At 39.8% G+C, this 19,455-nt stretch carries 21 protein-coding genes and 2 pseudogenes; 5 read left to right on the top strand and 18 right to left on the bottom strand.

Going from position 1 to position 19,455, the window contains the following annotated elements:
• Positions 1–108: 108 nt before the first annotated feature.
• Positions 109–624, bottom strand: coding sequence for a GrpB family protein (locus tag CDZ88_RS03015; protein ID WP_100372128.1), 516 nt, complete (start codon positions 622–624; stop codon positions 109–111).
• A gap of 85 nt (positions 625–709) precedes the next feature.
• A pseudogene (locus CDZ88_RS03010) lies at positions 710–1,234 on the bottom strand (ABC transporter permease); the annotation flags it as partial.
• 172 nt (positions 1,235–1,406) lie between these two features.
• Between CDZ88_RS03010 and CDZ88_RS03005 the strand changes: the two are divergent.
• Positions 1,407–2,257, top strand: a pseudogene (locus tag CDZ88_RS03005) (polysaccharide deacetylase family protein).
• 80 nt (positions 2,258–2,337) lie between these two features.
• On the opposite strand, the gene CDZ88_RS17955 reads toward CDZ88_RS03005, so the two are convergent.
• From CDZ88_RS17955 to CDZ88_RS02995, 3 genes are all read right to left on the bottom strand, one after another.
• On the bottom strand, positions 2,338–2,469 hold the full coding sequence (locus tag CDZ88_RS17955; protein WP_442857078.1) for an N-acetyltransferase: 132 nt from the start codon (positions 2,467–2,469) through the stop codon (positions 2,338–2,340).
• Positions 2,470–2,501: 32 nt separating this feature from the next.
• Entirely contained in the window at positions 2,502–2,984 is a 483-nt protein-coding gene (locus CDZ88_RS03000) for a hypothetical protein (protein ID WP_100372126.1), read from the bottom strand.
• Between the two features lie 217 nt (positions 2,985–3,201).
• Positions 3,202–3,990, bottom strand: coding sequence for a class I SAM-dependent methyltransferase (locus tag CDZ88_RS02995; protein ID WP_100372125.1), 789 nt, complete (start codon positions 3,988–3,990; stop codon positions 3,202–3,204).
• A gap of 386 nt (positions 3,991–4,376) precedes the next feature.
• Between CDZ88_RS02995 and CDZ88_RS02990 the strand changes: the two genes are divergently transcribed.
• Positions 4,377–4,703 (top strand): hypothetical protein, encoded by a 327-nt coding sequence (locus CDZ88_RS02990; protein WP_100372124.1) that lies wholly within the window; start codon positions 4,377–4,379, stop codon positions 4,701–4,703.
• Between the two features lie 4 nt (positions 4,704–4,707).
• Here the strand turns inward: CDZ88_RS02990 and CDZ88_RS02985 are convergent, their stop codons facing one another.
• From CDZ88_RS02985 to CDZ88_RS02970, 4 genes are all read right to left on the bottom strand, one after another.
• Complete coding sequence (locus CDZ88_RS02985; protein ID WP_100372123.1) at positions 4,708–5,163, bottom strand: ASCH domain-containing protein; 456 nt, start codon at positions 5,161–5,163, stop codon at positions 4,708–4,710.
• 75 nt (positions 5,164–5,238) lie between these two features.
• Positions 5,239–5,700 (bottom strand): SMI1/KNR4 family protein, encoded by a 462-nt coding sequence (locus tag CDZ88_RS02980; RefSeq protein ID WP_100372122.1) that lies wholly within the window; start codon positions 5,698–5,700, stop codon positions 5,239–5,241.
• Between the two features lie 401 nt (positions 5,701–6,101).
• Positions 6,102–6,260 (bottom strand): hypothetical protein, encoded by a 159-nt coding sequence (locus tag CDZ88_RS17280; protein WP_157796448.1) that lies wholly within the window; start codon positions 6,258–6,260, stop codon positions 6,102–6,104.
• A 27-nt stretch (positions 6,261–6,287) separates the two neighbouring features.
• Complete coding sequence (locus tag CDZ88_RS02970) at positions 6,288–7,565, bottom strand: Y-family DNA polymerase (RefSeq protein WP_100372120.1); 1,278 nt, start codon at positions 7,563–7,565, stop codon at positions 6,288–6,290.
• Positions 7,566–7,658: 93 nt separating this feature from the next.
• On the opposite strand from CDZ88_RS02970, the gene CDZ88_RS02965 reads away from it, so the two are divergent.
• Positions 7,659–7,982 (top strand): YolD-like family protein, encoded by a 324-nt coding sequence (locus CDZ88_RS02965; RefSeq protein WP_100372119.1) that lies wholly within the window; start codon positions 7,659–7,661, stop codon positions 7,980–7,982.
• 36 nt (positions 7,983–8,018) lie between these two features.
• Here the strand turns inward: CDZ88_RS02965 and CDZ88_RS02960 are convergent, their stop codons facing one another.
• Entirely contained in the window at positions 8,019–8,294 is a 276-nt protein-coding gene (locus CDZ88_RS02960) for a hypothetical protein (protein WP_232718693.1), read from the bottom strand.
• Positions 8,295–8,514: 220 nt separating this feature from the next.
• Here CDZ88_RS02960 and CDZ88_RS02955 point away from each other — a divergent pair, with 220 nt between their 5' ends.
• Entirely contained in the window at positions 8,515–10,134 is a 1,620-nt protein-coding gene (locus CDZ88_RS02955; RefSeq protein ID WP_100372117.1) for a PQQ-binding-like beta-propeller repeat protein, read from the top strand.
• Positions 10,135–10,159: 25 nt separating this feature from the next.
• Here the strand turns inward: CDZ88_RS02955 and CDZ88_RS02950 are convergent, their stop codons facing one another.
• From CDZ88_RS02950 to CDZ88_RS02935, 4 genes are all read right to left on the bottom strand, one after another.
• The gene (locus tag CDZ88_RS02950) at positions 10,160–10,519 is read right to left on the bottom strand and encodes a hypothetical protein (RefSeq protein WP_100372116.1); all 360 of its coding nucleotides are present in this window, start codon (positions 10,517–10,519) and stop codon (positions 10,160–10,162) included.
• A gap of 218 nt (positions 10,520–10,737) precedes the next feature.
• Positions 10,738–11,667 carry a tetratricopeptide repeat protein gene (locus tag CDZ88_RS02945; RefSeq protein ID WP_100372115.1) on the bottom strand — a complete coding sequence of 310 codons (930 nt, stop codon included), beginning with the start codon at positions 11,665–11,667 and terminating at the stop codon, positions 10,738–10,740.
• A gap of 223 nt (positions 11,668–11,890) precedes the next feature.
• Positions 11,891–12,586: an N-acetylmuramoyl-L-alanine amidase gene (locus tag CDZ88_RS02940; RefSeq protein WP_100372114.1), complete on the bottom strand. Its 696-nt coding sequence runs from the start codon at positions 12,584–12,586 to the stop codon at positions 11,891–11,893.
• Positions 12,583–13,428: an ATP-binding protein gene (locus CDZ88_RS02935; protein ID WP_100372113.1), complete on the bottom strand. Its 846-nt coding sequence runs from the start codon at positions 13,426–13,428 to the stop codon at positions 12,583–12,585. Before CDZ88_RS02935 ends, CDZ88_RS02940 begins: the two co-directional genes overlap by 4 nt.
• 388 nt (positions 13,429–13,816) lie before the next feature.
• Between CDZ88_RS02935 and CDZ88_RS02930 the strand changes: the two genes are divergently transcribed.
• Positions 13,817–15,256, top strand: coding sequence for a hypothetical protein (locus tag CDZ88_RS02930; protein WP_100372112.1), 1,440 nt, complete (start codon positions 13,817–13,819; stop codon positions 15,254–15,256).
• A 635-nt stretch (positions 15,257–15,891) separates the two neighbouring features.
• Here the strand turns inward: CDZ88_RS02930 and CDZ88_RS02925 are convergent.
• The 4 genes from CDZ88_RS02925 to CDZ88_RS17565 all read right to left on the bottom strand — a co-directional run bounded on the left by CDZ88_RS02925 (position 15,892) and on the right by CDZ88_RS17565 (position 19,265).
• Positions 15,892–16,188, bottom strand: coding sequence for a helix-turn-helix domain-containing protein (locus CDZ88_RS02925; protein ID WP_100372111.1), 297 nt, complete (start codon positions 16,186–16,188; stop codon positions 15,892–15,894).
• Between the two features lie 140 nt (positions 16,189–16,328).
• Complete coding sequence (htpG, locus tag CDZ88_RS02920) at positions 16,329–18,206, bottom strand: molecular chaperone HtpG (protein ID WP_100372110.1); 1,878 nt, start codon at positions 18,204–18,206, stop codon at positions 16,329–16,331.
• A 131-nt stretch (positions 18,207–18,337) separates the two neighbouring features.
• Complete coding sequence (locus CDZ88_RS17275; protein WP_157796447.1) at positions 18,338–18,859, bottom strand: hypothetical protein; 522 nt, start codon at positions 18,857–18,859, stop codon at positions 18,338–18,340.
• Positions 18,831–19,265, bottom strand: coding sequence for an RpnC/YadD family protein (locus CDZ88_RS17565; protein WP_198507811.1), 435 nt, complete (start codon positions 19,263–19,265; stop codon positions 18,831–18,833). The genes CDZ88_RS17275 and CDZ88_RS17565 overlap by 29 nt, the downstream gene beginning before the upstream one ends.
• Positions 19,266–19,455 lie beyond the last annotated feature (190 nt).

Below are 19,455 nucleotides of genomic sequence, written 5' to 3'. Positions count from 1 at the left end.
CTTAGCCCTTGGCTATGAATAATGGGGTTCTTGGTTTATTAATATCAAAAAAGCATTTATGAGATCCAGTCTTAGTCCCTCATCACTAAAACTCTATCTCCTTTGGGGTCATTCACCGAAGTTCCATTCCAGAGCCTTCTGTTCAATCTCAGACACAAGAGCTTCCTTACCTCTAATGTAGGATTCTATGCTATAGGGGAACTGTTGAGATAATTGTTGCTTCAATTCCCCGTATTCCTTTGCCACTTCTCGATGCGAACTTAGATAATCACGAAATACAAGGTGGCGTTTAATTTCAGGATTGCCAACTTGGTAGACATGAACATGATGAGTGCGATGATCTCCACCTTTTTCAAAATACCTTCGTTCCGCTATACCATTTTCGCCCTTTGGTTCGTATCCTAACTCTTTCATGGCCAGATTATATTTATCGACTATGCTAATGTCCTTAACCACTGGCATAATGTCGATAATTGGCTTGGCTTCTGATCCTAAAACAGACGTACTACCGATATGATGTATATCGATAAGTTGTTGTCTGAAAATCCCCCTTAAACTTTCCTCTTCCTCTTCAAACATCGAAGTCCATTGTTCATTAAAAGGAGAAACCTCAACCTTCCGCATGAATTCTTCCCCTTCCTTTTTGAATTCTTTCGCTCTTCACCTCAATAGTGATAGGGATTTCTAGGTTCAAGTATTGAAGACATGCTCATCTAATTAATTCTCTTTTAACTAAAAATATAATTATGAAATAAAACAGTACAGTCCAGAACAGTAGCAGAACAATATCAAACATTACGAACTCTCTATTAAATACAGCAATCAAATTTTCTACCACAACTACACTAGGTATAAATTGTAAGACATTCTCCCATTCGGGTAATTGTTGATACAAGGATGCTATTAAGAATAATGTCACCATAACGATTGATGATATGGCTGATGCCGTTTTTGAAGAATCCATAATTAGTCCGATGACGAAACCAATAAGTATAAACAAAGTCCCCCCCACTACCATTACAGGGATAGCCATAAACAAATCTGTGTTGATTCCAACATTTAAACTATAAACAAGAAGCTGCGTTAATGTGGAGAATAATAAAATAGTTCCCCCCTTTGCAATCATCACTTCATTAAGTGTGAGAGGAGATACTCTTAGTGCATCAAGTGTTTTATGTTCCTTTTCCTCAATATAATTTGGAGCCGTGATCATAATCCCTACCATAACTTGCGCAAATAATAACCAACTTGGTAATCATATATTCTCCTTCATGCCGTTTTTTTAAACACTCTAAAGAAGCAGCAGAGCAAAGAAACTTTTAAGTTGTTTTCTTTTTTTTTGTATAAACGCTCCTTTTTAATCTAAAATAACAAATGTATGACTACTTTTGATAGGAGATGAATAAATGAAAGAGAGCATGTTAAAGGTGTTGCTAGTTGCTTTGCTTTTATTTTGTTTTCAAATTTCGGATATCATGACTGTTGATGCCAATGAACCAGACCCGGAAGATCCCGAGCAACAAATCTCATGGAAAAAAGATAAACCCGATAAGAAAGAGGAAAAGGCTAAAAATCCTGAAAGTGCTCGTCAGCAGCCTGTTGATATGAACACCCTACAGCAGCGTTATCCAGATACCTTTTTCTTACAGGGCCCTACCGACCAAAGAAGAATCGCATTAACCTTTGATGATGGTCCTGATCCACGTTTTACTGAAGATGTACTAGATGTCTTAAACCAGTATAATGTACCATCCACATTTTTTTAATGGGGTCACGAGCTATTGCTTATCCTGAAATTGTGGAGCGAATGAATAATGAAGGTCATGTCATTGGAAACCACACTTACTTCCACCCTAACCTTGTTAAAGAAGGTGATATAGCAACTCTAGAGAGGGAAGTAACAAGAACTGAAGATGTTCTCCGTGACATTATTGGTTACGAAACTAGTCTGTTTCGTGCACCCTATGGTTTTTTATATAATGAATTGGTCGAAAAGCTTGCTGAAATGCAATATTCAGTTATTGGCTGGTCGGTGGATTCATTGGATTGGCAGGAAGAATCACCAGAAGTCATCACTTCAAGAGTATTGGATAATGTTCAACCAGGAGCCATTATTCTTATGCACGACGGTGCAGATTGGGATGGAGATCGGACAAATACAATCGAATCACTCAAACAAATTATCCCAGCATTGCAAGAACAGGGTTACGAGTTTGTCACAGTACCAGAACTGTTGAATATCCCTTTTACAAAATAAACTGCTGAGAGCTGCTAAGCTTAAAGAGAGCCTAATAGTGGGAGAACCCAATTCACATTGGGTTCTCTTTTTTGAGTTATTTACAACTTCAAATTATAAGAAACGAGCTTATTAAGCTCAATAAACCCCGCCTGTTCATAGATTTTGAGCGCGGCTTTATTGCTTGAATTGACGCAAAGAATGATTTCCTCTAACTCTTGAAAGGAAAACATCAAGGCTAACCATCTATTGATTAACGCCTTTCCTATTCACCAAACACTTCAACGAACTCTATCGCGTTTTCCACTGGCTGTGAGACTTCTACAAAGTTATGACCTTTCTCAATCGAAACATAGTAATCTCCCTTTTGAATGTCAGTAAAGCCCGTGATAGGTTCCTTTGTCACATGAATGGTATATTCATGGTTTTCAGCTGTAGAAATTCCCCAACTAACACCTTCTACATTACTTACATCTACATCACTTGTAAGCTTTGCCATTCCGAAACCTTCCGTATTATTAATCATCTCGTAGACTGAATACATTCTATTAGATTGAATGAAAATGATTAATTCATCTCCATGCGTAGTTTCAATCAATAGCATTTCACCCTGGTTCTCTTCTAAAAAATCCTTTAACGCCTCTTCCTTCGTGGAAAATACTGAGATGTCGTTTAGTGCTGTATGGTTACTACATCCGACCATCATCATAAAGAAAACGAGTCCTATTTTACTTAATATAAGTTTCATCTGAGACCCTCCTCTCTTTAATAGGTTCACATAGTCGTTCTCCAGATATTTCTTTTAACTCTATAATATGATCAATCATTTCTTCAAGTTGCCTTAACGTTTTATTCAATTTATAATTCTGCTTTTTGTTGAAAAATTGCAAATTAAATACACGCTAAATACCACGAGACTATACAAAATTCCAAAGTGATTGCTCTTTGAACACTTTCCATTTAACTTATAGACTCTTTAATACAGTTATGAAACATCCATGTTGGATATTATGTTCATCTTCCTTAAACTCTTTCCTTATGTATGTGTAGATTTCATCCAGTATTTGATGTCGCTCTTCCGCACTAAAGCTAGATAACCATGACAGAGACCCCACTCTTCCACACCATTCTTCGTTTGTAAATGATACGTTATAGTTAAATTTATAGGTTTCTTTCAAATCAAATTGATGATCCTGCCATTCCTTAAACCACTCAACAGGAAATCCATTAATTTTCTGTTTTGAAATAGCCTTCGAACCCGCCGACTTTAACTGACCATTTGGCATATAGCGCTTTATAATCTGAAGGGTGTCGACTACCACTTTACTGTTTGATAAAAAACCTGAATCCATAACAATTAATATACCATCAGCCTTTAATATTCTTTTTACTTCCTTAATGGTTTTTTCTCTATCAAACCAATGCCAAGCCCTTAACGCAGTGACAAAATCATATGTATCATTTTCTAAAGTAGTAGATTCCGAAAATTTATTTACATATTCAATAATACAGCCTCGATTTTTATCAATGACTTTTGCTTCTTCAATTAATTCGACTGATGGTTCTACACCAACAACAACTGCCCCTTGATCCTGTAAAGCTCTACTTAATACACCAGATCCGGAACCGAGGTCCACCACTTTTTTATTGTTAAGATCTACTCCTCTAATTTTTAAACTTTCCAACAATTCAATGGGTAGATCGTTTCTATATTTAGCGTAATCCTTTGCCACTTTACCAAAATCCACTTTCATATATATCCCCCCAGTGAAAAATACCAACAACCAAATTATAATATAATAAGAATTTTATTTTCAGATAGCTACACTTAGTGTGACTATAAATGTAAGAGCTAGTCGAATAACATATAGCAAGTGGTTCCTTCTTATGAAGAAGGAAAAAGCCGTCAAGATATTACTGCGTCTGCATTAAACAGGTCGCTCACCTCTCACCAGCTTTATCTTGACCTTTTTGATTGTATCAATTAGTTCAATCATACTCATTCACATCCACATATAAATAAATCGCGTCCCTTCATCCTTACCTCAAGGTCATTTAATGATTTTCTCACCTATACAAGCAACCTCTTCACTGGCCTCTCATATGATGAATGAACGATTCTAATTTAGGTGGTGGTGAAATGAACAGGCAGATCCCTTCTACATTAGGTAACAACCAACCGAACAATTCACTTCCATCTAGTAATCAAACAACAGATTCACAGCCTGATAACCCCTATAACCTAAGCTTGAGTCAGAGAATTGGTTTAATAGCAGGAATCATTACTACGATTGGTGATGCTTTAGCTGTATACGCAGTACAGATTTCTATCAATGAGGAAATTGTAAGTAATATTGATAATATTAATTCTCAGAAAGAACAAGACGCTCGTTTTACTAATCTAGAAAGCCAAATGGAACAATTACAAAATCAATTAGCAGTGTTGTCCGAACAGAAAAAGAAGTAACCTTTTACTTAAAAACGACTTCAAATTTCTCACAAACAACTGGCATTTTTAATGAAAATTCGCTACTTATCGCATCAAATTCTTTCCTGAAAAACGTCTCATGCACATCACGCCAATAGGCTAAAGACCGGTCTCCCTCACCTTCAAGATATGCATGTTCCTCCGTCACTTCATCAAATGGAACGATTTCGACTGACGTTGTTTCGACAATCGCAACGGCTATTTCATTTCCATCAAGGATGATGTTCAGCTGACCAATTTGAGGCAAAGCCTCGTTTTCAAGTTTGTATAGCGTAAAGTTTGAAGCAGTTGCTGTCTTCTTTCCTTCTATGACTAATCTAGCAAGCTCATCCGCCATTTCTTTTGAATCACCAAAGGCCCAAGCTGAATATTCATCTGGTGCATTCGGGTTTCTTTTACGATAGTTTTCCCACATTTGAAGGATGGAATGATTATTCATTTCTTTCCCTACTCTCTAAGTATAGTGATGATTTTATCCAATTGTTCTTGCGTTGGTAAGATTCTGATGAATGACTTAATACTCCCAAACTGTTAAACCATTTAAAAATGCTTCGAAATTAGGTGCTAATTCAATAATTTGTTCATCATCAACATCGATGAAGATAACAGGCGGTTCGGCTTTGGTCTGTCTATAATCAAGTGCAATCCAAGAATGCCCATCTCCTGAAATTAGGACAACTTTCTTCGGTAGATCCCACTCTTCAATTAAATATTCACTTTCTAATATTCCTTTTTCCTCACCCATCCCTATTCCGAATAAATGGTCAACATTCACATGATCATCAGCCCAAGATGTTGGTGAATTTGAAGGATATGCATTAAATTTTATGTACCCACCGTTTTGTTGTTTCAGGATATTTATATAGGATTTTGGTAGCACAATGTTTAATTTTTTTTCTGCTTTTTCAACCATCTCATCAAGTAATGGCTCTAATTTTCCATAATCATTATCTACTTGCCAAATGCTCTCCACGATAACGTCACCCCTATAATAACTTATTAATGTACATTGAGTATTCTCGACAGAATCAACAGAGCAACGCTAACTGTTTCAGGATTGCTCTATTGAATTCTCACCTATGTATTTCTCTTGAGTTTATAGAGCCTCAGTGAACTGCCACACCCAATAATAAGCCCTACAATTGCGTATAAAATATTTCGGTCGGTATCTACTAAATGAAAAACAGACGATAGGAAGACAACTACAGCAATGAATAAAAGAAAGCTGTTAAAACCTATTTCGAATTTCTTACTACTAACAGATTGGTCCATCTAGAAATCCCCTCTCTTTCATTTCTAAGTTAGATGTAATTTAACTACTAATCTACTATTCATTATAAAAGAAAATCAACCAAAATAAACCATTTATTTATTCTCCTATTTACAACGAATCAACACTCGCTCCATAATCAATCCTAACTGAGTTTTATAGGATAGTAATTCCTTATCGGTCGTTGCAGCGGCCATTTTCGCTTCTAGATCCGAGATAGCCGCTCGTTCCTTTTTCGTTAAGTATTCTCCTGGCACAATCTTCACCAACTTCACTCCTCACCATTTGTAGCGTTACTTCTTGTGACCAGCAATCAAACTGCTTCTATGCCTGGTCGTTCCAGCTTTTGTATAAGAACTAGCTCTTAGAATAGCTGTTGATCCGTATTTCTCACGTATCGCATCCATCACATAACCGAGCTCTCTCTTTTTTGTCACTTCTTCTTCGTCTTCAAATAAGGACAGCTGCCGCTCGGTATCTGGTGTGACTTTAGAAAGGCTGACATATACTTGTCGTACGGTTTCACCCTTATAATTGCCTCGAAGAAGTTTCAGACACGTATTGTAAATATCAAGTGTACTATTTGTCGGTTGATCAATCGTCAACTGCTTAGAGAAGCCACCGCCACCCTCATTCCGACTATATCCAAGCCCTAAACTGATAGTGCGACCTATAGAATGGTGCTTCCTTGCCCGGCGTACCACTTCTTCACACATCTCTAAGATGACGGTTGAAATCTCCTTTTCGCCACGGTAATCTCGAAGTAAGATCTGACCAACAGAGTAGCTCTTTGACCTCACTTTAGCTGGCTTATGGATGTCACTAAGGTCAATTCCCCAAGCATGCTGATACAGCTGTTGCCCCATCACTTTCCCGAATTTTGATTCCAAGCGTTCTAACCTTGTGTTCGCTAAATGCCCAACCGCTCTTATGCCCATGTTCATCAGAGTCTTTTCAATTCGCCCACCAATCCCCCACATATCGGACAATGGTTGGATCGGCCAAACTTTTGATTGGACGTCCTCATAATCCCAATGAGCAAAATGATCCTCTGTCGTTTTCGCTTCAATATCGAGTGCGACTTTTGAAAGAAGCATATTGCAAGACGATGATCCTACAGCAAGCGTCAATCCGAAATGATCCTTAATGGACCGTTGCAGCATCATCGCAAACTTCTTTTGATTCTCCGCTCCCTGCCACCGCTTTGAAGTTAGCTTAATAAATGCTTCATCAATGGAGTAAACAAAGATGTCTTCTGGTGGGACAAATTGCTCCATGTGCAAAGTGATCTCGGTCGAGACTTTTAGAAACTCTTCCATTTCTGCATTCACGACAATAATGTCTCGGTCCTTCGGGATTTCAAACAACCTAGAGCCAGTCTTAATCCCCATCTCTCTAAGCTTTGGCGTGGAAGCAAGGACGACACTTCCATTACGCTTGGTGTCACCGACTACAGCAAGCTTGCAAGCGAGCGGGTGTAATCCTCGTTTTACTGCCGCAACACTTGCATAAAAGCTTTTCAAATCACAACATAGATACGCTTGTTTAGGAAATGCTTCATAAGTAAACATCGTCTCCCCCCTTGTGTTCGCATTAATGATCCGTTATGCTTAGTATATACCGAACAAACGTTCTTATAAACAGTAAAATAAGGAAGTGATCAGATGCACTATCGTGGGATGATCAAATGGACACAGATGGCGATACCTGAGCATATGGAAATGGTGAAAGAGCAGCGGATAATGCGCAATAGACCAAAAAGACATGCATTAGATCAGCAGGCCTGGGAAGAGATCGGGTATATTATTGAAGAAAAAATGCACCTTTCAGAGCCAGTTACAATCACTTACTGGGATCATCATAGCCAATTAACAACTGAAGGTCTCATCACTTCTGCAACGCATAATGGCCACTCATTAAAAATTCTTACCCCAGATGAGCAAACGATTATGATTCGTATATCTGATGTAGTGTCTATTGAACCGTAATCTAAGCAAGGTAGGACGACTACATGATTCGGTTGGCTACACTAATTGAAACCCCAGAAAGTGAACAGCTACCACTACAACAAACGAGGATATACCTACCATTTTTATCGGGTGTGATAGTTTATATTTATAATATGGAGTTATTCTATGAAATATTTCAAAAAATATGGCAGTACCTAACCCTAGGATTATTGCACCTACAAGAAATGAATTGCTCATTGAGTTTACAAGGTTAACACTGTGATTGATAAATAATATCCACAAATACGCCAAAAAGGCATTCAAAACAATAGATAAACCATATTCTTTCACTTGCAAAGTAACGCCCCCTCATTTTCTTTATTTTACCATATATAACAAAATAAACGTTATCCTTTCTGTTTCTTTAGTAAACTGGCTTTCCTAATTAAATTAATCTCCTGTTTCACCACCAATCTAAATTATTTTCTCTCAACTACAATTTCCGCCATTCTTTTCAAATTCCTCCCTTTATAATGAAGACAGCATTTCACTCTGGAGGGTTGGGGTCTTATTGGAACGATCTAGATTAGTAGTCGCAATTATCATTTTTTCTTTACTCATCGGCTGCAGCAACAAAACAATGGTTCAAGACCGGGTTGCAGCAGACGAGAAGTTATATGCAGTTAACCATCACATCATGCCATCTTCACATCATATGATTAAATCTCGTGAATACGTTGATCCGTATCAAGTGCTTGAACTTGAAAAAGAAGATATTCCTATCCTTACATATGAAACCGTAGGAGACGTAGCGTTTGATTCCACGTTGTTTCCAGAAGAGTACACAGATCTTCCAGGGGTGCTCACATTTCGCGGTAACAACTACCGAACAGCGCCATCTTATGGTTACATTACACCAACTTCTCATACGTTACATACGGAATGGAGTTTTCGTACAAACACTCACCATCGTTGGGGTGGTGGCGCCGGATGGACAGGGCAGCCGAGTATTGTCACTTGGGAAAAAGACGTTCTCGACATGATGAATGTAGATTCGGAATTTAAGGAACAAGAATCATTTACAGAGGTAATTTACGGGTCGCTCGATGGGTCGGTTTATTTTGCGGAACTTGAGACAGGAAAACTCACTCGTCCGCCGCTCAAAGTTGGTGGTCCTATTAAAGGGTCTGTTTCAGTTGATCCACGTGGATATCCGCTTCTTTATGTCGGCCAAGGTGTTCCGGATCAAGCGCCGATTGGGTACCGAATTTATAGTTTGATCGATGGCAGTGAGCTCTACTTTATTGAGGGAATGGATCCTTTTGCTTATCGTGGTTGGGGAGCCTTTGACGGGGCTGCACTCATTAACCGGGAGTCCGATCAACTCGTGCTAGGCGGGGAGAATGGCTTGTTTTATATGGCGAACTTACATACGGAGTTCAACCGTGAGAAGAAATCGATTACGGTTCAACCAGAAAAAATAAAAACAAGGTATCAAGTCCAAGGAAATCATTATCCAGGAATTGAAAACTCAGTTGCTGTCTACCGTAATATTGCTTATTTTGCCGACAACGGCGGAAGTATCCTGGCGATTGATTTAACTGACCAAACACCTCTCTTTGCCTTAGAAGGAATCGATGATACGGATGCCACAATTGTAATTGAAGAACAAGACAACCGTCCTGTCCTCTACACAGGTACGGAGGTCGACCATCAAGGGTCGAAAGGATATTGCTATATCCGAAAAATAGACGGCCTCACAGGAGAAGTGCTCTGGATGATTGATTACCCAGCCTACTCAGTACCTGGAGTCGTTGGCGGAATGCTTGCCACACCTGTAGTCGGTAAAGAAAGCATTGATCATCTCGCTATCTTTACCATTGCCCGATACCAAAACGTCCATTCCGGGCTGATGATCGCCGTCAATAAAATGACAGGTGAAGAAGAATGGCGCATTGAGATGCCTCATTATGCTTGGTCCTCTCCTGTCGATGTTTATACCGAGACTGGAGACGCTTATTTAATCCAAGCGGACTCCATCGGCAACTTGCATCTCATTGAAGGCACCACAGGCGAGATGAAAGACGTGATCAACCTTGGGGCAAATATTGAAGCATCGCCCGCGGTATACAACAATCACATTATCGTCGCAAGCCGTGGCGGCTCGATATTTGCTATAAAGGTGGAGTGAAGAACTCCGCCTTTTTTGATCTTCATTAGTTTTTATTTTTTACAATGAATTTTCTCGAGAAGGGATGAACGACTAATTGTCCTACTAAGAAAGCAATTGTTGTGAATATGATTGCAAAGTCTCTTCCAAATGGCGTAAACCACCCACCATCGTTAGCTATGAAATACGTCGCTAATAGAAGAGATAACATCCCTGTGAGAACATTAACCAATATGATATAACGAGCTTTGACGCCCCCTGATAAAACACCTGTTATGACAACGAAAACTATTGAACCTAGTAGTAGAAAAGTAGGTTCTTCTCCCTTACTATATTGTCCGTATTCATAGAAATGGAACAAAAATGGTGCGGGCACTAAAGTGAAAATAAGCCATAATATTTTCATCATATCCTCCATAGTTGCATAGGTATGCAGTTCTTGACCTCTTCTTGCCCGTTCACCAGATGATCTCCAAAAATTCAGGGTCGACTAGCACCAAATCAGAAGGCTTAGTGATGTCCTTCCACCTCACCACTCGTTTTACCTCGAGCGGCTGAGCTTCTCGACCACTCACACAAGTGAGCAGTTCTAAGAGGAGGCAATGTAGATGTATTGTGTCACAATCAATCATCCCCCTTCACCGCACCGTACTCGGGATGTTCGTGCTGCGTGCATCCGAATAAATAACAACGTCCCTCTACATATAGATCAATCGTAAAGTCAGGAACAAAACCATACTCTAGCTTGCTCCTAAGCTCTCTTAAGAAAGCCAACTCGTTCTCGTTTTCTCGTAGTTCTTCCGTTCGATCTATTTCACTGTATCCTTCCCCAAGCTCCATATTCTTCGTTACTTCCAACTGCTTTTCTACTTCATTTACAGCAGTCTCAATAATTTCATCCAGTCGGACCGTATCATTGAATTGATACAAGGCATAGGCAAAGCGAGCAACATAATCCGCCCCCGCAGCACACTCATCCCAACTTTTGTTATACCAGTTCACCGCTTGCTCGTAATCACCAAGTTCTAAATATAATGCAGCGACGACTCCTTCCCCAACAAAATCACTAGCATCCTCAGAAATTAAAGCAAGCTTCTCTCTAGCTTCTGACACCCTTCCCCCCTCTATTAAACACTTTACATAGAGATAGAATGTGTAATCAGAATTTCCGGCTGCCTTTTGAAAATAGTTTGTCGCTTGTTCGAGCTTCCCAACCTCATAATAACTAACAGCCAAGTTAAACGTTGCTTCCTTAGATGAGTGCAACTGTAATGAATCCTCAAGCACAGGAATGGCCTCGTCATACCGAGCTAGTTTCATGTACAATTCTCCCAGTAGGTTGTAAGGAAAATAAGAAGTCGGCCGAAGCATGACAGCTTCTAAAGACAATGCCAATGCTTTCTCGTACTCTTCCTCTTCATAGCCATAAAACCAGGCTAAATTGTGCAAGGATTGGATCGTTCGATTTTTATTCACTGCTACTTGAAACAGCCTCAACGCCTCTTCTATGTCACCACGATCAAAAGCACGAACGGCTCGTTTGTTATCATTCAAGATTCTTTCCTCCAGGTCCTCTACTTAGTATCTAAATATATTTAAGACACTGCCTAAAAAGAGAACAAATTATATGTTTACCATAGCATAAACTGTATAATATTGGTTTGTCTATCCATATTAACTTATCCCATAATCGATGCCAAAATAAGAAAAGACCCACAAAGCCATCGCTTCATGAGTCACATGATATCCTTTCTTAATTGCTAACTAAGCATCAACACTAGACCTTCTCAAGTTCAATTTTTTCTGCATTTCCTAAATAAGTAATCAACTGTTCAAGGAGGTTGTATCGTTCGGAAAAGGCGCCGACTTGTTGGCCATCGACACGGAGGCGATACATAGAAGACGGAGGGGCTTTTTCAACCTTTACTTCAACAGGTTTTAGGTTGAGTAGCTTCACGAGACCCTCTACATGACCTAATGCTAACTCATAAAGCACATCGGAATCTTTCAACTGTCTAGCATCGCCTGGATGATCAACAAATAGATTTTCCGTTAAGACAGCTGGCATGTTGGTCATTCTTAACACAGCGAAATTCGCCGTTTTCATCCCTCTATTAGCCACACTTAATCGACGTGTTACACCATGATGAATGGCGTCTTGAAAAGCTGACGTCTGTGACTTCGCACTCGGATGACGAAATGTCTCAAAGCCCGTCCCGCCTCCTGCATTACAATGAATTGAAAGAAAATAATCCGCTCCCCACTCATTTGCAATCCTCGCTCGTTCTTCAAGAGATACAAACACATCACTATTTCTCGTCATTCGCACATGGACCCCGTAATCTCGAACCATTATGTTACGAACGTGATGAGCAATCGTTAAAACCAAATCTTTCTCTACTAATCCATTCGCCACCGCACCAGGATCACGCCCTCCATGTCCTGGATCAATCATCAATTTTATCGCACTCATTTTCTCATCTCCCTTTCCTTTTGCATAAAGTGACGAAGCCGATAATCGGACCCTGTCAATGTAACCACTTCTGTCTGATGCATCATTCTTGAGAAATTTCTCGCCCCAACCTTTTCTTGCAGTTCACGTCCATTCAGGTTCGTTGTGAAAATCGTATGCTTGCCCATCCGCCGATCAAGCACTTCAAAGATCTTCGAGGTCGACCAACTCCCACTATGACTGCTGCCATTCTCCGCTCCGATATCATCGAGAACTAAGCAATCTACTTTCTCTAATAAACAGAGCAGCTCATCCTCAGCCAATTCACTATTTTTGTTGTATGTTGCTTTTAATTTGGTCAGTAATTTCGGCACTGACACAAAGATTGCCGAGTGTCCTTTGTCGATCAACCCTTTTGCTACAGCTAAGGCCAAGTGTGATTTTCCAACACCAAATGAACCGGTAAGTATTAGATTTCGAGGGGAATCTCTTGTAAATTCGCGGACATAGTGTTGGGCACAGCCGAACGCGAGTTGCTGACTCTTTGAATCTGGCTTATACGAATCAAAACTAGCCAACTGCAAATCACGATTAACTAAGCTATTTTGATCAAATAGTTGAGATAACCGCCACTCCTCGGCCTCTTTTCTCTTTTTTAGCGCAATACTCGCCATCTCCAAATCTTCACACCGACAACCATACAAAATATCTCGTTCCTTTCCTACTTCTGGTCCAAATGGCATGACCACTCGTCGCACCGTGATCAATTCAACGCAGCCTGTACAAGTGAACGAATCTATAATATTAGAATCCGAAATCATAGCCTGAATCGCAGACGGCAGTTGCGTCCTTGCCCGAATCATGATCAGCCCTCCTTCTTTGACTAATTACACTTCTTCAATGTATATATTGATCTAAGTTTTGAAAAATGGTGAGAGGAATTGAAAAAAATTTTATGAAGAGCGCAGAATCTCCCAATATATTACAGCGTTTACGCGAAAACGGGATGAATTTGCGCGTAAATCATCTCTGTTCGCGCGAAAACGGCCGTAACTTGCGCGAAAAGCTACTAGATTCGCGCGAAAACGACTCATTACTCAGTCAAGTTCCCAATTTTTGCAGAAGCGTTTTACTCACACAGTTTCCCATGGAAAAAAATCACAAATTGAATGTGTTTTATCACACTTCTATACGCTATAATAGATTTGTTCATTACCAAAAATATACTTTATATGAGTAGGAGTTGGGGTCATGAAAGATGTTGCAGAAAAGCTACAACCATTTATAGAGGGACATCCTCCAATTAAAATTGTCGCGGATGAGTACGTAAATGAAGTGGTCGATGCACAAACAGGTGACGTATATGGAGAGGTCGATCTAGAAGAAGGAAGATTGATAAGCTACCAGAAAATGGAGCTCGAGGACGCGGAGCAGCCTGTCTATGCCGATGCCCCTCCAGCTATAGACAACATACTCAACACTGCTCAATTATTTGTAGATACATTTGTTAGTCGCGACGTGCGATTTAGCATGTTAAATGAGTGGGGAGAGAATCAGTACATGGTCACCTATGAAGAAAGGGATCCAAAGCTTGGCATTCCTCTTCCCCACACAGGATGCATGCTACATTTTACAAGAAACGGCCTCCTCACCTCTGCCAACATCGGGCAAACAGAATATGAACTAGAGTATCCGACCGTATCGATCTCACCTGAGAAAGCAAAGCAGATATTACGAGAAGCAAAGTATGTACAACTTGCTTTACAAGCCGCACCACTAGAGGAAGCAGAATCCGATCCTGTAGTAGAGCTCGTCTATCGACCGAATCATGAAATTATGGCGATCGGGGTCGATGGAAAAATAGAGACGTTCCATGACTTTATGCAAACAGAAGAAGTGACGACCCAAAAAATAGCCCCTGTATCTCCCAATGCTACAGTAGAAGAAATGCTCGGCGTCAATGAATCCTATGTAAAAGAGCAAGGCGAGGAAGGCTCGGTAATTTTCGTCGATTCTGCCGCTAATGTAGAGGACGAAGACGAAGCACTCATTTCCATTTCATCTGAGGAAATGGACTACTTTAGTTTTTCTAACGTACCCTTTGTAACAGATGACTATTCGAAACCATTAGCAATGACCGATCTAACGCATAAAGCACTTGAATATTTAGAGCTCGTGGAAAAGAATATAGACGATTTGTATGTATTAGAAGAACCGACTACGACAGAAGATCCTCAAGAAACATATGAAGAAGAATTTTCACAAGAAGACTCCGAAACAGAATACGAAGATGACTTATATCTAGAGGTTGAGCCTACCCAGATGTTCACCTTTTACCGAGAACATGATGGCTATAGACTTGATGGAATGGAAAGCTATGTTCATGTTGGACTTTATACAGGAATCATAAGAGAGTGCTCCATACGACGATTGAGCGTCCAACAAGCTACTGAGCTCCAAAAGCTTGATACCACACCCGCTATATCATTAGAACAAGCAACAGAAACGATATTTAACGAAATTGAATTGAGACTCGTTCGTAGTGTGAAAGAGTTTGATCAAACAAATGTCTACACACTTTCCTATATCGTCGACTTCCCTAAAACAGGGTGCCATATTGAAAAGATCAATGCCCACACAGGAGACGTACGATATGTAGATACAGGCATACTGATGGAGAGTGATGAGTAGAAGGTTAGTATGAATGTTTTTGGACAATTAGATGAACCGCACATCACTCCCTCCATTCAATGATCAATTATAAACAGAAAAAGGAGAAGCGCCCTGTGATGAGCGCTTCTCCTTTCTATTTTGGAATGGTACCAGTTACTAACAGGTTCCTTACCCAGGTTCTATATAGAGAGTATCATCTATTAGCAGATTACATATATGGAGAGACTAGTATCTTCTAATATTTTACAGCGTTTGCGCGAAAAAGGGGTGAATTTGCGCGGAAATCATCCTTATTTGCGCGCAATCGGCCGCAACTTGCGCGAAAAAACACTAGATTCGCGCGAAAACGACTAATCAGGCCTAAACCAACAACATGAAACGGTTGATTCTCCGCCTATCTATCGGCGATTATCCTCCATTGAGTTCGAATGAAAAGCAAACAAGCACAAAGTGAGGGTACTTTGTGCTTGTGATTAATGTTTATTAGGAAATCTGCGACTAGAATTCAGCGGAGTTCTCGATTTTTCGGTGAACACACATCACTTACCATTGATGCACCAAGAGCATACAGAAAAAGGAGAAGTGCCCCATCACAGGGCACTTCTCCTTTCTATCATAGAATGGTACTAATAACTAACTAACAAGTTCCTTACTCAGGTTTTCATATAGAGAGTATGGTCTCCATTGTCAAGAGTACCGTCTATTATTATGGGAATGTCTAATGCCTTTGAAACTTTAAGGAGCGTGTCCACTTTAGGGCTTGTTAATCCAGCTTCAATTCTTCCTATCGTAGATTTTGGAACACCTGCTAATTCGGCAAGTTGTTCTTGAGATAGCTTTAATCGTATACGTTCGGTTTTTATCTGAGCTGCAATTCGCCCTTCAGATTGAAGAGTTTCAACATGATCTTCTCCCCTAATTTTTGAATAACGTTTAAAGAAGTCCGTCATTATAATACCTCCTTGAAACCTAACTAAAACTATATTCTATACAAACTTAAAGCTTCCTTCTTCTTAATATAAGAAAGAAGAAGCAGCACCTTCATTCGACAGGTCGCTGCTTCTTTGCGTGATGCACTGTATGACTAACCTTACACCATCACTTTACAAATATCATTCGAGAAGGCGAGTGGGTCTTCGACTGGTAGGCCTTCGATTAACAATGCTTGGTTGTATAGTAGGTTCGTGTATAGTTTCACTTGGTCTTTATCATTTTCAAAAGCGCTCTTCAAGGTTTGGAACACCTCGTGGGTGCTGTTGATCTCAAGCACCTTGTCGGCTTTAATATTTTGGTTTTCCGGCATCGCTTGGAGAATTTTTTCCATTTCAATGGACACTTCCCCTTCGCTTGTGAGGCAGACTGGATGAGATTTAAGACGCTTGGATACGCGCACGTCCTTCACTTTTCCTTCTAGATGCTTCTTCATTTCTGCAAATAGCTCTTGATTCTCTTTGTCTTCCTCTTCTGCCTTCTTGCTTTCTTCTTCCTCAAAGCCTAGATCTCCACTTGAAACTGACTTAAATTCTTTCTCGTTGAACGTTGCAAGCGTCTTGATCGCAAACTCATCAATTTCATCCATTAAATAAAGGATCTCATAGCCTTTATCTATAACGACCTCTGTTTGTGGCAACTTCTCAATGCGTTCATAGCTGTCCCCTGTTGCATAGTAGATGTACTTCTGATCTTCAGGCATGTTTGCTACATATTCCTCTAATGTGATGAGCTTCTTCTCTTTTGATGAATAGAACATTAACAAATCTTTCAAGTCGTCTTTGTTCGCACCGAAGTCACTGTAGACACCGTATTTCAACTGTCTACCGAATGTTTCAAAAAACTTTACATACGTCTCTCGCTCATCTTTAAGTAGCTTTTTCAGCTCATTCTTGATTTTATTTTTAATGTTTTTCGCAATCAACTTTAGCTGTCTATCATGCTGCAAGATCTCTCGTGAAATATTTAACGAGAGGTCCTCAGAGTCGACAAGACCCTTCACAAAGCTGAAGTAATCTGGAAGCAGCTCCGGACATTTCTCCATAATTAACACACCACTTGAGTAAAGTTCAAGGCCTTTTTCGAACTCTTTGCTGTAATAGTCAAATGGCATTGTTGATGGGATGTAGAGAATCGAGTTGTATCGCACCGCACCGTCTACGCTAATATGTACATGTTTCAGCGGTGTATCGAACCCGTAATGCTTCTCTTGGTAAAAGTTCTCGTAGTCCGCATCTTTAAGCTCACTCTTGTTCTTCTTCCAAATTGGCACCATGCTGTTGATCGTCTTCTCTTCCAGGACACTGTCATACTCATCCTCGCTGCCTTCTTTCAACTTGCGCTCGGTCACATCCATTTTAATTGGATAGCGGATAAAGTCGGAGTACTTCTTGATGATCTGCTTTAACTTGAACTCCTCTAAGAATTCATCATAGTTTTCTTCGTCCGTATTCTCTTTTAATGTCAGCACAACTTCTGATCCAACATCATGTTTCTCAAAAGGCTCAACAGTGTAGCCATCCGCACCAATTGATTCCCACTTATAGCCTGTCTCAGCATGTACCGACTTCGTATAAACGGTTACAGCATCCGCTACCATGAAAGCAGAATAGAAACCAACACCAAACTGACCAATGATATCGTGACCATCCTTGATCTCGTTTTCATTTTTGAAGGCAAGGGAACCACTTTTGGCAATCGTCCCAAGATTCTCCTCAAGCTCCTCTTGCGTCATCCCAATTCCCGTATCTTTAATCGTCAACGTTCTCATCTCTTTATCCGCTGAGATCTTAATAGAGTAATGATCTTTCTCAAATGTTAACGAATCATCCGTTAACGCCTTATAATACATCTTATCCATCGCATCACTCGCATTCGAAATTAGCTCTCTTAAAAAGATCTCCTTCTGAGAGTAAATCGAATGAATCATCATATCGAGCAAACGTTTCGACTCTGCTTCAAACTGCTTCTTCACCATAACAACTTCCCCTTCCTTCACATCAACCTATTCTTTTTTAACACTCAGTCTAGCAAAGTGCTAAGTACAACAAAATAATTATCATATCCGAGAAAAATTGTCAAGAGGGGAGCTAACCTACTAGCAAAGCTCTACTCATCTGCCTTAATAGATCTGTTCTGTTTCTCTACTGCTGCATCGATGCGCCCCATCGCTTCTTGGTGGTCACTTATACGATATAATTCATACAATAGGGAGTTCAGGGCATCAATTTCTGTAATTTTTTTTACCTCTTCTTGTATCTGTTTTACATCTATTCCAAAACGGCCTTTTAAGTAAGAAACAATGTTGTCTTGTTGAATACGTATCTCAGTTCTTTGTTCCGCCCTTTCCTCTGCTAACTTCATCACTCTTGCCATGCTCAACACCTCCATTAGTTTTTCCACGTATTCTTTTTCGATAAATTTATCACTGATTGCGATGATTGCAGACATTAACTTCATTTGTTGGTCTTCATTATCAATTCTTTTGACTAATTCTACGGTCTCGATTGCTCGCTCTGATCGGTTTGCCTCACTTTTCATTAAGGGGACAAATATGAGATTAAGCTCATCAATCTCCGTCAACTTTTCACCATTTTCGATTTTAGTCCAAAGTTGTATGAGGATGTCCATCACCATCATACTCCTTCATTAAAACTATATCCGTTTTATAGCTAACGGAACCATAATATTTAGTTTTACACGCGTCTTTAATATCTGCTCCGTAAATGATCACAGTGTGGATCGGCTTCTGATATCGCTCATAGGCGCTCACATCGTATTGTAAAAAACGATCTAAATCCTTTTCATGATATGTTGTCTGAAACTCCAAATGCAAATAGGTTTCATCGGCTAAGAGAAACATAAAATCCATTCTGCGATCGTTGACTGTAATAGTCGGCAAATCAGTCGGTTCAACTCTAACAATAGGAGCCGTTTTGATCCCATAAAAATCAAGCGCCTTATCTTTAAATTGCTCCGTCATGTGGCGAAAAATAATGTCATAATTATTATATGCAATTTCGGTTCGTTCCTGCACCTTTAAGACATCCTTTCGGTAGGTAATCATGTGTGTTGGGTTGAGTGGGGTTATGAATGGAAGAGTCGTTCTTAGAAGGGGTCAACCTGAATTGATTTATGACTGATTAACAGGCGTGGAGATCATACTTTCTACATAAACCGACGAAATCCTTTTCATCTTCTTAAAAGAATTAATTGAATGCACATTA

This window comes from Bacillus sp. FJAT-45037 (assembly GCF_002797325.1).
Taxonomy (GTDB): Bacteria; Bacillota; Bacilli; order Bacillales; family Bacillaceae_D; genus Alkalihalophilus.
Note: the sequence above shows the minus strand (reverse complement) of the source record. Positions and strands in the feature narration are given on the sequence as shown.

Excerpts from the sequence above, each read along its gene's own strand:
- CDZ88_RS02990 (WP_100372124.1), top strand. The coding sequence starts at position 4,377 with ATGAACAGGCAGATCCCTTCTACATTAGGTAACAACCAACCGAACAAT.
- CDZ88_RS17275 (WP_157796447.1), bottom strand. The coding sequence starts at position 18,859 with ATGGACATCCTCATACAACTTTGGACTAAAATCGAAAATGGTGAAAAG.
- CDZ88_RS02925 (WP_100372111.1), bottom strand. The coding sequence starts at position 16,188 with ATGACGGACTTCTTTAAACGTTATTCAAAAATTAGGGGAGAAGATCAT.
- CDZ88_RS02935 (WP_100372113.1), bottom strand. The coding sequence starts at position 13,428 with ATGATTCGGGCAAGGACGCAACTGCCGTCTGCGATTCAGGCTATGATT.
- CDZ88_RS03015 (WP_100372128.1), bottom strand. The coding sequence starts at position 624 with ATGCGGAAGGTTGAGGTTTCTCCTTTTAATGAACAATGGACTTCGATG.
- CDZ88_RS02930 (WP_100372112.1), top strand. The coding sequence starts at position 13,817 with ATGAAAGATGTTGCAGAAAAGCTACAACCATTTATAGAGGGACATCCT.
- CDZ88_RS02965 (WP_100372119.1), top strand. The coding sequence starts at position 7,659 with ATGCACTATCGTGGGATGATCAAATGGACACAGATGGCGATACCTGAG.
- CDZ88_RS02950 (WP_100372116.1), bottom strand. The coding sequence starts at position 10,519 with ATGAAAATATTATGGCTTATTTTCACTTTAGTGCCCGCACCATTTTTG.
- CDZ88_RS02970 (WP_100372120.1), bottom strand. The coding sequence starts at position 7,565 with ATGTTTACTTATGAAGCATTTCCTAAACAAGCGTATCTATGTTGTGAT.
- CDZ88_RS03000 (WP_100372126.1), bottom strand. The coding sequence starts at position 2,984 with ATGAAACTTATATTAAGTAAAATAGGACTCGTTTTCTTTATGATGATG.
- CDZ88_RS17955 (WP_442857078.1), bottom strand. The coding sequence starts at position 2,469 with ATGTTTTCCTTTCAAGAGTTAGAGGAAATCATTCTTTGCGTCAATTCA.
- CDZ88_RS02940 (WP_100372114.1), bottom strand. The coding sequence starts at position 12,586 with ATGAGTGCGATAAAATTGATGATTGATCCAGGACATGGAGGGCGTGAT.
- CDZ88_RS02995 (WP_100372125.1), bottom strand. The coding sequence starts at position 3,990 with ATGAAAGTGGATTTTGGTAAAGTGGCAAAGGATTACGCTAAATATAGA.
- htpG (WP_100372110.1), bottom strand. The coding sequence starts at position 18,206 with ATGGTGAAGAAGCAGTTTGAAGCAGAGTCGAAACGTTTGCTCGATATG.
- CDZ88_RS02985 (WP_100372123.1), bottom strand. The coding sequence starts at position 5,163 with ATGAATAATCATTCCATCCTTCAAATGTGGGAAAACTATCGTAAAAGA.